This window comes from Rhodococcus sp. KBS0724 (assembly GCF_005938745.2).
Taxonomy (GTDB): Bacteria; Actinomycetota; Actinomycetes; order Mycobacteriales; family Mycobacteriaceae; genus Rhodococcus_F.
This window is the reverse complement of the sequence record NZ_VCBX02000001.1, coordinates 6682503-6690896: the sequence shown is the minus strand read 5'-3', so window position 1 is coordinate 6690896 and position 8394 is coordinate 6682503. Positions and strand designations below refer to the sequence as shown.

The following is an 8394-nucleotide window of genomic DNA, read 5'->3' as shown; positions in this document are numbered from 1 at the left end:
GTGGTTCCTTCCGTGTTTCACCGACAGCGAGTGCGCTGGCGCTACCGAGCACGTTGCTGCGGCATGGATGTTCGGTGGTGGGGATGTGCGCTGGTGTGACACTTTTGTTATGTCTGCTGGTGTGTCTGCCACCTGAGGTGAGAAACCTCGTAACAGCCTACGAATATGCCACCTGAACTGTGTTTCCACACAATTATCCACAGATGTGGACAAACGTGCACCGACTCGGTCTATTTGTGGAATTTTTCCCGAAAATCCAACACGAAGTCGATCTACCTGGTCTTTTGTCGTAACTCGAGGCGTTGGACACTCGGCGGTAGCGGTGCGTTGATACTCACAGCCCTGTGGATGAATGTGAAAACTCGGGTTTCCGTGTCGAAACCCGAAGCTCGGACCGAACGTGCTGATGAGGCCTTGTCGAGTGGTTCTCTGCCGGAATTGCGTACACCGGGTTTTGTATGCTCTGAGCACCGTTGCGAAAATGTTGCCAAGGTCACACTCCAGGTCTCGCTCGAGGTCAACGGCCTATGCACATCAAGGTTCGAAAATCGGGGATTTGCGCACTTTCGGCGTGTCGCTTCTTCTCCGGCGGAGTGCCCGTCGAATGCGCTGGTTTGACCTTGGCAACGGTGGTAAGTAACCTCGAACAGTCACCCGCTGGTGGTGATCGTTTCGTGCTGACTACATATGTCAGGTCGGAAGGATTATCCAAGCCGCTTGCCGGGTGGAGAAGACCGTTAGATCCAAGGCGCTCAGGTGGCGCCGATCAATTAGAGGGCGCCGGGAGGCGCCAATGAACTTCGAGGAGTGTTGACCGTGGCCAAGGGCAAGCGGACGTTCCAGCCGAATAATCGCCGCCGCGCGCGTGTTCACGGCTTCCGTCTTCGTATGCGTACCCGTGCGGGTCGTGCAATCGTTTCGGCGCGTCGCCGTAAGGGCCGCGATTCCCTGACAGCCTGATCTGATTCTGAGATCAGGAGCTCGGGGTGTTGCCTGAGCCGTACCGGTTGCGCCGCCACTCGGATTTTTCCGTGGCGGTGCGACGTGGTCGTCGTATGGGAAGACGCGACCTTGTCGTGCACGCGTTTGATCGCGAGCAAGTAGAGGCGCTGGTAGTAACAAATCACGGTCCCCGATTCGGGCTGATCGTGAGCAAGGCTGTCGGGCCGGCGGTGATTCGACATCGAGTCGCACGCCGGCTTCGTCATATATGTGCAGACCTCGCGCACCAGGTTTCACCGGAAACAGATGTGGTTATTCGTGCACTTCCGGGTAGTGCGACCGCCAGTTCCGCTGAGTTGGCCAAGCAACTGCGCGCAGGTCTGGGCAAAATGAATCTATTGGTGTCGGTAAGTGAAGAGCCATGAGTACTCCGCTCGATGAGCAGATCGAAACTCCCCCAGCCTCCCGTTTTCTGACGGTTTTGAAGGCTGTGCGTCGCGCTCCCGCCACTGTTCTTATCTTCTGTATCGAGTTGTACCGGACGTATGTGTCGCCTCTGCGGATGCCGACCTGCCGGTTCACCCCCACCTGTAGCGAGTATGCGGTGGATGCCCTCCGTACGCACGGGGCGATCAAAGGCCTTTTCTTGACTGTGGTGCGGTTGGCGAAGTGTGCCCCCTGGCATTCTGGAGGGTGGGACCCCGTTCCGCCCCGTCGTGGCCGTGATGCGGGTTGCCGCCACCGCGGTCCTATGGACGAACAGAGGAGTACTTAGAGCCGTGCTCAATTTCATTTACTATCCGGTATCCGCGATTCTGTGGGTCTGGCACAAGGTCTTCGGGTTCATTCTCGGCCCGGACAACGGAATAGCCTGGGCGCTCTCCGTAGTGTTCCTGGTGTTCACCTTGCGTGCGGTTCTGTACAAGCCGTTCGTGAAGCAGGTCCGCACGACCCGCCAGATGCAGGAACTGCAGCCGCAGATCAAGGCACTGCAGAAGAAGTATTCGGGCGACCGTCAGCGCCAGGCCGTCGAGATGCAGAAGCTCCAGAAGGAGCACGGATTCAACCCGATCATGGGCTGTCTCCCGGTCTTGGCTCAGGCACCGGTGTTCATCGGTCTGTTCCACGTCCTGCGCTCGTTCAACCGCACCGGCACCGGTATGGGCCAGCTGGGCATGACCGCAGAGGACAACCTCAACACCCCGAACTACGTCTTCTCGGCCACTGACGTCCAGTCGTTCCTGGATGCTCGTCTGTTCGGCGCGCCCATCTCGGCGGCAATAACGACGCCGGTCGCGCAGCTTCAGGCTTACGTCACCGAGAACGTTCCCGAGCTGCCGTCGCGTCTGAACATCATTCTCGTGGCCGCTCCGCTGATGATCATCGCCAGCATCGCGACGCACTTCAACTCCCGCGCTTCGGTTGCTCGCCAGTCCGAAGCCGCCGCAGCGAACCCGCAGTCCGCGATCATGAACAAGCTCGCGCTGTACGTTTTCCCGCTCGGTGTTCTGGTCGGTGGACCGTTCCTGCCCATCGCAATTCTGCTGTACTGGGTGTCGAACAACATCTGGACCTACGGTCAGCAGCATCTCGTCTTCCGCAAGATCGACGCCGAAGAAGAAACGAAGAAGCAGGAAGCGATCTCGCGTCGAAACGACAATGCCCCCAAGCCCGGTGCTCGCCCGAATCCTGCCAAGAAAAAGGGATCTCCGGCCGCGCTGAGTGCGACGGAATCAGCAGACGAATCCGAGTTGCCCGGGGTATCCCTCAACAAGGCCGAGAAGCCTGCGACCAAGCCCACCGGTTCGGGGGGTGGCGGCGCTTCGTCGAAACCCAAACAGAACCGGCCACAGAGCAATCGCGGCAACTCTCCCAAGCGCAATAAGCGGCGATGATCGAGGAAAGAGAACGACCAATGTCCAGTGAAGCTGACACCGCTTTGGATGGAGAAAACGCAGACGTGAGCACTGAAATCGCTGCGCCCGTTACCGACGTCGAAGAGTCGGACGTTGAAGATTCAGACATCGACGACTCTGACGACGATCTGATCGAAGAAGGCGAAATCGCCGGCGACTACCTCGAGCAGTTGCTCGACGTACTCGACTTCGACGGGGATATCGACCTGGACGTCGAGGGCGATCGTGCGATCGTCAGCATCGACGGTGGAGACGATCTGACCAAGCTGGTCGGTCGTAAGGGCGAGGTTCTCGACGCTCTCCAGGAACTGACCCGTCTGGCCGTCCAGCAGTCCACAGGCGAACGTAGCCGCCTGATGCTCGATATCGCCGGCTGGCGTGCTGGGCGCCGCGAGGCACTCAGCGCTCTCGGCGCCGAGGCTGCTGCACGTGTTCTCGAAACCGGTGAGCGTGAAGAACTGGCGCCGATGACGCCGTTCGAACGCAAGATCGTGCACGACGCCGTCGCCAAGGTGAAGGGCGTATCGAGCGAAAGTGAGGGCGCTGAGCCGTCACGCCGAGTGGTTGTCCTGAAGGACTGACACTCCCCTCAGCAGTAAATGAATGCGAGCCCCGGATTGAATCCGGGGCTCGCATTCTTTGTATTTGTCGACTATCGGTTTCACGTGAAACGGCACCGTCGATGTCGATCAGATCATCTTCGGGACTGATCTGTGACGGCAAAAAGCTCGTCAGTGGGAATGGATTTCGAATCACAATCGGCTCAGGCTGAGGCGCCCGCAGAGGGCTGTCTGTCGCTGTAGTCGACCTCCCAAATCAGTGCGCCATCCTCGACGGCGGGAAGCATGCCGGAATGTTCGGCGCCCGACGCGATACTGATGCGAACCGAATTGACGTAGTCCGTCAACGACTTCGATATCGGATCGGCTTCATCCGCGCCTTCCCAACCGACGTCGCGAACGCAACCTTGTTGCTCACCCCCGCGAGTGTCGACATACAACACGGCGCCGGAACCATTTTCCGCGAACGGAAGATAGGCGTCGACGAACATGTGCGCGATTCCACCGGCCGGCTGCTGCCGAGCAACCTTTCCCCAATCGTCACCGAGGTCTTCGGTGTCCTGGAGATTGTCCGGACTGCAGCGGTATTTGTGGTTGTCGACTAATTCGTCGAGACCGAGCAAGAAGTCGGGAACAAGCTGCCGATCAAGTCCCCTCCCCCAGTTGACTGTTCCTGTACGTCGTGAAGTGAGTGGAACTCGCCGTCGTAGCGCGTTCGGCTTCATCTCGGTCGGCGAGTGGTCGAGGTGGACGCACAGCGGCGGCGGTGATCGGAGCTCGTTTGTGACGCGCCGCCATGTACGCGAGCCATGTGTCGCTAAGCGTCATCGTCAGAATGTATCCCGCAGTAATTTTGCGCCGAATAGTTTCACGTGAAACACCTCACCGGAAATCCTATGAATTAGAGAAATTCAGCGCTGAATTCGTCCCAGGCGGGACCCCTACCTAGTTTCGTCACAGTGATGATACTTCTCGAGAAAGTTCGTTCCTTAGAGGAGGATGTTTCACGTGAAACCTGGCGCGACCGCAATTGAGTTGGCAGACTCACAGCGAGTCGGTGCGTAGAAGTGAACACTTGTCGGCGATAACACGGATAATAACTTTGGTCTTGATTGTTGATTTCGCGGTATACGCGGGAGGATGTTTCACGTGGAACAAAATGGTGCGGCGTCGGTTGACTGGGATGAACAAGCGACTGCGCGCGCTGTGTTCGGCGATCGATACGACATTGCAGAACGCTACTACCAATCTTTGGCAACGGACGGCGTCGAGCGCGGGCTCATCGGTCCTCGCGAGGTGCCGCGACTCTGGGAACGTCACTTGCTCAACTGCGCTGTCATCGGTGAGTTGATCGCCGAAGGCGAGTCCGTTGTCGATGTGGGAAGTGGAGCCGGGCTGCCGGGAATCCCTCTCGCAATCGCGCGGCCGGATCTCAAAGTGACTTTGGTCGAACCGCTTCTACGACGGTCTGTGTACCTCGCCGAGTTCATCGAATCCAACGGATTGGATGTTCTGGTTGTTCGTGGCCGCGCCGAGGAATCGGGTGTCGTGAAGGAAGCGGGCGGCGCCGACGTAGTGACGTCGCGTGCAGTTGCGCCGTTGGAAAAGCTGGCCCGTTGGTCACTCCCCCTCATTCACGAGCATGGCCGGATGCTTGCGCTGAAGGGTTCGAGTGCTGCGGAAGAGATCGAGCGAGACCGTACCGCGTTGACCAAACTCGGTGCAGGCAAGTTCGAAATACTCGAGTGCGGATCTAAATTTCTCCGGACGCCCACAGTCGTGGTCAAGGCCGAGCGTCTCCCGAAACGGCGTCAGCGATGACAGCGTCAGCGATGACAAAGGAAGTACACATGATGAGAGCACGCAGTGGTCGATTCGCAATCGAAGGAGCAGTCAATGTCGGGTCGATCTGAAGCCGTGGTTTCACCGGAAGTAGTTACTGTGCCCGAAACAGTCGCGTCGCCAGAGGTCGCTGTTTCACGTGAAACAGCGACACCGCAGCCGAGCGCGAACGCCGATCCCGTGATCAATGACGACGAGAACTTCACGGCTCCCTATTCCGGAATCTCGTCGGAAGAGACCCCGATCGGCGCTGCGGCTCACCGTGCAAGCCAGGTGCTGCACCCACATTCGGTGACGCTCCCCAAGCCTGCTTTCCGTCGAGTCATCACGATTGCCAACCAGAAGGGTGGCGTCGGCAAGACAACAACAACCGTCAACCTCGCTTCTGCGCTGGCTCTCCAGGGGCTTACCGTCCTCGTGGTCGATTTGGACCCTCAGGGCAACGCCAGCACCGCTCTGGGCGTCGTTCACACCTCGGGTACCCCTTCGAGTTATGAACTCCTCATCGGCGAAGTGAAGGCCGTTGACGCGGTTCAGACGAGCCCGCACAGTGAGCGGCTACTCTGCATCCCCGCGACTATCGACTTGGCCGGCGCAGAGATCGAACTGGTGTCGATGGTGGCTCGCGAGAATCGTCTCAAGGGTGCGCTCAACGAGAAGGTGCTCGCGGAGTTGGACGTGGACTTTGTCCTCATCGACTGCCCACCGTCCCTCGGCCTTCTGACCGTCAATGCGATGGTCGCGGCCAAGGAAGTTCTGATCCCGATTCAGTGCGAGTACTACGCCCTCGAGGGCGTCGGGCAGTTGCTGCGAAACATCGAATTGGTGCAGGCACACCTGAACCCCGATCTGCATGTCTCGACCGTTCTGCTGACGATGTACGACGGTCGTACCAAGCTCGCCGATCAGGTGGCAGAAGAGGTGCGTAAGCACTTCGGTGACACCGTTCTCCGGGCTGTGATTCCCCGAAGCGTCAAGGTTTCCGAAGCTCCGGGTTACGGCATGACCGTTCTCGACTACGACCCGGGTTCACGGGGCGCAATGAGTTACCTCGATGCCGGCCGCGAATTGGCCGGACGCTCTGTCACCACTACGACGCAGGAGCAGTGAGATGAGCCAGGCACGTAAAGGCGGATTGGGCCGCGGCCTCGCCGCACTGATTCCTACCGGTCCGGCCACTGCACCAGGACTGGGCGCGGCAGCAGCGGACCTCATCATCGGCGGTGAAGTGGGAAGCGGCGAAATCGGCGGCGCGAAGGCCAACCCCTCCCCTCCCCCACCGAAGACCGCGGCCCCGAAAACGGCAAAATCCAAAGCTACAGTCGCAAAGACCGCAGTGCCGACTGCGGATGAACTCGAGTCGGAACTGGCACCCGCTGGGGCTGTCTATCTCGAGATCGAACCGAGTTTGATCGAAACCAACCCGAAGCAGCCGCGTCACGTTTTCGACGAGGAAGCACTTGCCGAGTTGGTGCATTCCATCCGCGAGTTCGGTTTGATGCAACCGATCGTGGTTCGCCGCAACGGTGACAAGTACCAACTTGTCATGGGTGAGCGTCGCTGGCGCGCGAGCCAGGAAGCCGGCCTCGAGAAGATTCCGGCGATTATTCGTGAGACCGATGACGACTCGATGTTGCGTGATGCGCTCCTCGAGAACATTCATCGTGTTCAGTTGAATCCCCTCGAGGAGGCTGCCGCGTATCAGCAGTTGCTCGAAGAATTCGAAGTAACGCACGAGGAGTTGGCGAACCGCATCGGTCGCTCGCGCCCGGTTGTGACCAACATGATCCGTCTGCTGAAGCTGCCGGTGGCTGTTCAACGACGCGTCGCTGCGGGTGTTCTGTCGGCTGGGCATGCTCGTGCATTGCTCTCCCTCGAGGCGGGTGCCGACGCTCAGGAAGTGATGGCGGCGCGCATCGTGGCGGAAGGAATGTCGGTTCGAGCGACGGAGGAAGCCGTCACTTTGGCCAACCGCGCGGACAATGAGATCGCTCCCCCGCAGAAGCGGAAGCCGATTGTGATGCCGGGTCTGCAGGATGTAGCGGAGCGGTTGTCCGACTCGTTCGACACTCGCGTGACGGTCAGTTTGGGTAAGCGGAAGGGCAAAATTGTGGTCGAGTTCGGCTCGGTGGACGACCTTCAGCGCATCGTGGGCATGATGGAAGCGCAGAAATCGAACAAGTGACGAAACGCTGACATCCAGGCGTACCGGCTAGTTTCGTCACTGTGACAAAATAGCGACCTTGAACGTTCTGTCACAGTGAAATCTATTGAACTGCAACGGTTTTGATGTGGCGGGTGTAGTGACAGCGCAAACGGAGTTGTGGTGGCTTATTCTGGAGAAGGAAAACGCGTCGGGTGGGGCAAAAATGTGCGGCGGAGATCTACATGTTCGACAGAGACCAAAATTGAGATCGCGACCTACGGAAGTGAGTTAGCCAGTGTCGACTCACGTCATCACATCGCTGCGTCTTGACGGTCTCGATCAACTCTCGGCCCACGCTCGACGTTGTGTGTTCTGGGAGATGGATCCGGCGGCGCTTCACGAGGCGCGCGGATTCTGCGATCAGGAATTCGAAAAAGAAGCGTGGCTGTCGATGGTCATGCTCGAATGGGGATCCTGCGGCCAGGTTGCGGTCAAGGACGGAAAACCACTCGGCAGTGCTCTCTATGCCCCTCCCCGCAGCATTCCGCGGGCACAGATGTTCCCCACCAGTCCGGTCAGCTCCGACGCTGTTCTGCTGACCAGTCTTCGGCTGGAACCGTCGGGTATCGAGGAAAGCCTCGGTCCGGCCCTCATTTCCGCTGTGGTGACCGATCTTGTCCGCCGCGGTGTTCGTGCGCTCGAAGCTTTCGGAATCCGTACAGACGAGCAGGAGTCGGCTTCGGATATCGCGTCGGCAACTGCGGCACTGGAATGTTCACCCCAGGAATGCATGATCAGCGCAGACTTCCTCGAGGATTACGGTTTCGAGGTTGTCGCGCCCCATCATCGGTACCCGCGCTTGCGACTCGAACTCAATCGGGACCACGAGTGGAAGGTCGACGTCGAGGAAGCCCTCGATCGACTCCTACAAGCTGCAGCCCTCGAGATGATTCAGGTCGGTGAACTGACGCGCGTGTGAGAAACGCGC

General features: G+C 59.0%; 10 protein-coding genes. 9 read left to right on the top strand and 1 reads right to left on the bottom strand.

Annotated elements, in window-relative coordinates:
- Positions 1-816: 816 nt before the first annotated feature.
- The 5 genes from rpmH to FFI94_RS30870 are packed head-to-tail and all read left to right on the top strand — an operon-like array spanning position 817 to position 3439.
- The gene (gene rpmH / locus FFI94_RS30890) at positions 817-960 is read left to right on the top strand and encodes a 50S ribosomal protein L34 (protein WP_003942540.1); all 144 of its coding nucleotides are present in this window, start codon (positions 817-819) and stop codon (positions 958-960) included.
- Positions 961-986: 26 nt separating this feature from the next.
- Positions 987-1367, top strand: coding sequence for a ribonuclease P protein component (gene rnpA, locus FFI94_RS30885; protein ID WP_138871189.1), 381 nt, complete (start codon positions 987-989; stop codon positions 1365-1367).
- A complete protein-coding gene (yidD, locus tag FFI94_RS30880; RefSeq protein WP_138871188.1) occupies positions 1364-1717 on the top strand; it encodes a membrane protein insertion efficiency factor YidD in 354 nt (117 codons plus the stop codon). The genes rnpA and yidD overlap by 4 nt, the downstream gene beginning before the upstream one ends.
- A gap of 4 nt (positions 1718-1721) precedes the next feature.
- Positions 1722-2837 (top strand): membrane protein insertase YidC, encoded by a 1116-nt coding sequence (yidC, locus tag FFI94_RS30875; protein WP_138871187.1) that lies wholly within the window; start codon positions 1722-1724, stop codon positions 2835-2837.
- Between the two features lie 20 nt (positions 2838-2857).
- Positions 2858-3439 carry a R3H domain-containing nucleic acid-binding protein gene (locus FFI94_RS30870; RefSeq protein WP_138871186.1) on the top strand — a complete coding sequence of 194 codons (582 nt, stop codon included), beginning with the start codon at positions 2858-2860 and terminating at the stop codon, positions 3437-3439.
- A 182-nt stretch (positions 3440-3621) separates the two neighbouring features.
- Here FFI94_RS30870 and FFI94_RS30865 read toward each other — a convergent pair whose 3' ends face one another.
- Entirely contained in the window at positions 3622-4143 is a 522-nt protein-coding gene (locus tag FFI94_RS30865; protein ID WP_144298305.1) for an SMI1/KNR4 family protein, read from the bottom strand.
- A 415-nt stretch (positions 4144-4558) separates the two neighbouring features.
- Between FFI94_RS30865 and rsmG the strand changes: the two genes are divergently transcribed.
- From rsmG to FFI94_RS30845, 4 genes are all read left to right on the top strand, one after another.
- On the top strand, positions 4559-5239 hold the full coding sequence (gene rsmG / locus FFI94_RS30860; RefSeq protein WP_033235301.1) for a 16S rRNA (guanine(527)-N(7))-methyltransferase RsmG: 681 nt from the start codon (positions 4559-4561) through the stop codon (positions 5237-5239).
- A 75-nt stretch (positions 5240-5314) separates the two neighbouring features.
- Entirely contained in the window at positions 5315-6370 is a 1056-nt protein-coding gene (locus FFI94_RS30855) for a ParA family protein (RefSeq protein WP_138871183.1), read from the top strand.
- Position 6371: 1 nt separating this feature from the next.
- Complete coding sequence (locus FFI94_RS30850) at positions 6372-7445, top strand: ParB/RepB/Spo0J family partition protein (protein WP_138871182.1); 1074 nt, start codon at positions 6372-6374, stop codon at positions 7443-7445.
- Positions 7446-7701: 256 nt separating this feature from the next.
- A complete protein-coding gene (locus tag FFI94_RS30845; RefSeq protein WP_138871181.1) occupies positions 7702-8385 on the top strand; it encodes a GNAT family N-acetyltransferase in 684 nt (227 codons plus the stop codon).
- The last annotated feature ends 9 nt before the right edge of the window (positions 8386-8394 follow it).

Coding starts and splice junctions, on each gene's coding strand:
- FFI94_RS30865 (WP_144298305.1), bottom strand. CDS start 4,143: ATGAAGCCGAACGCGCTACGACGGCGAGTTCCACTCACTTCACGACGT.
- FFI94_RS30870 (WP_138871186.1), top strand. CDS start 2,858: ATGTCCAGTGAAGCTGACACCGCTTTGGATGGAGAAAACGCAGACGTG.
- yidD (WP_138871188.1), top strand. CDS start 1,364: ATGAGTACTCCGCTCGATGAGCAGATCGAAACTCCCCCAGCCTCCCGT.
- FFI94_RS30850 (WP_138871182.1), top strand. CDS start 6,372: ATGAGCCAGGCACGTAAAGGCGGATTGGGCCGCGGCCTCGCCGCACTG.
- rsmG (WP_033235301.1), top strand. CDS start 4,559: ATGTTTCACGTGGAACAAAATGGTGCGGCGTCGGTTGACTGGGATGAA.
- FFI94_RS30855 (WP_138871183.1), top strand. CDS start 5,315: ATGTCGGGTCGATCTGAAGCCGTGGTTTCACCGGAAGTAGTTACTGTG.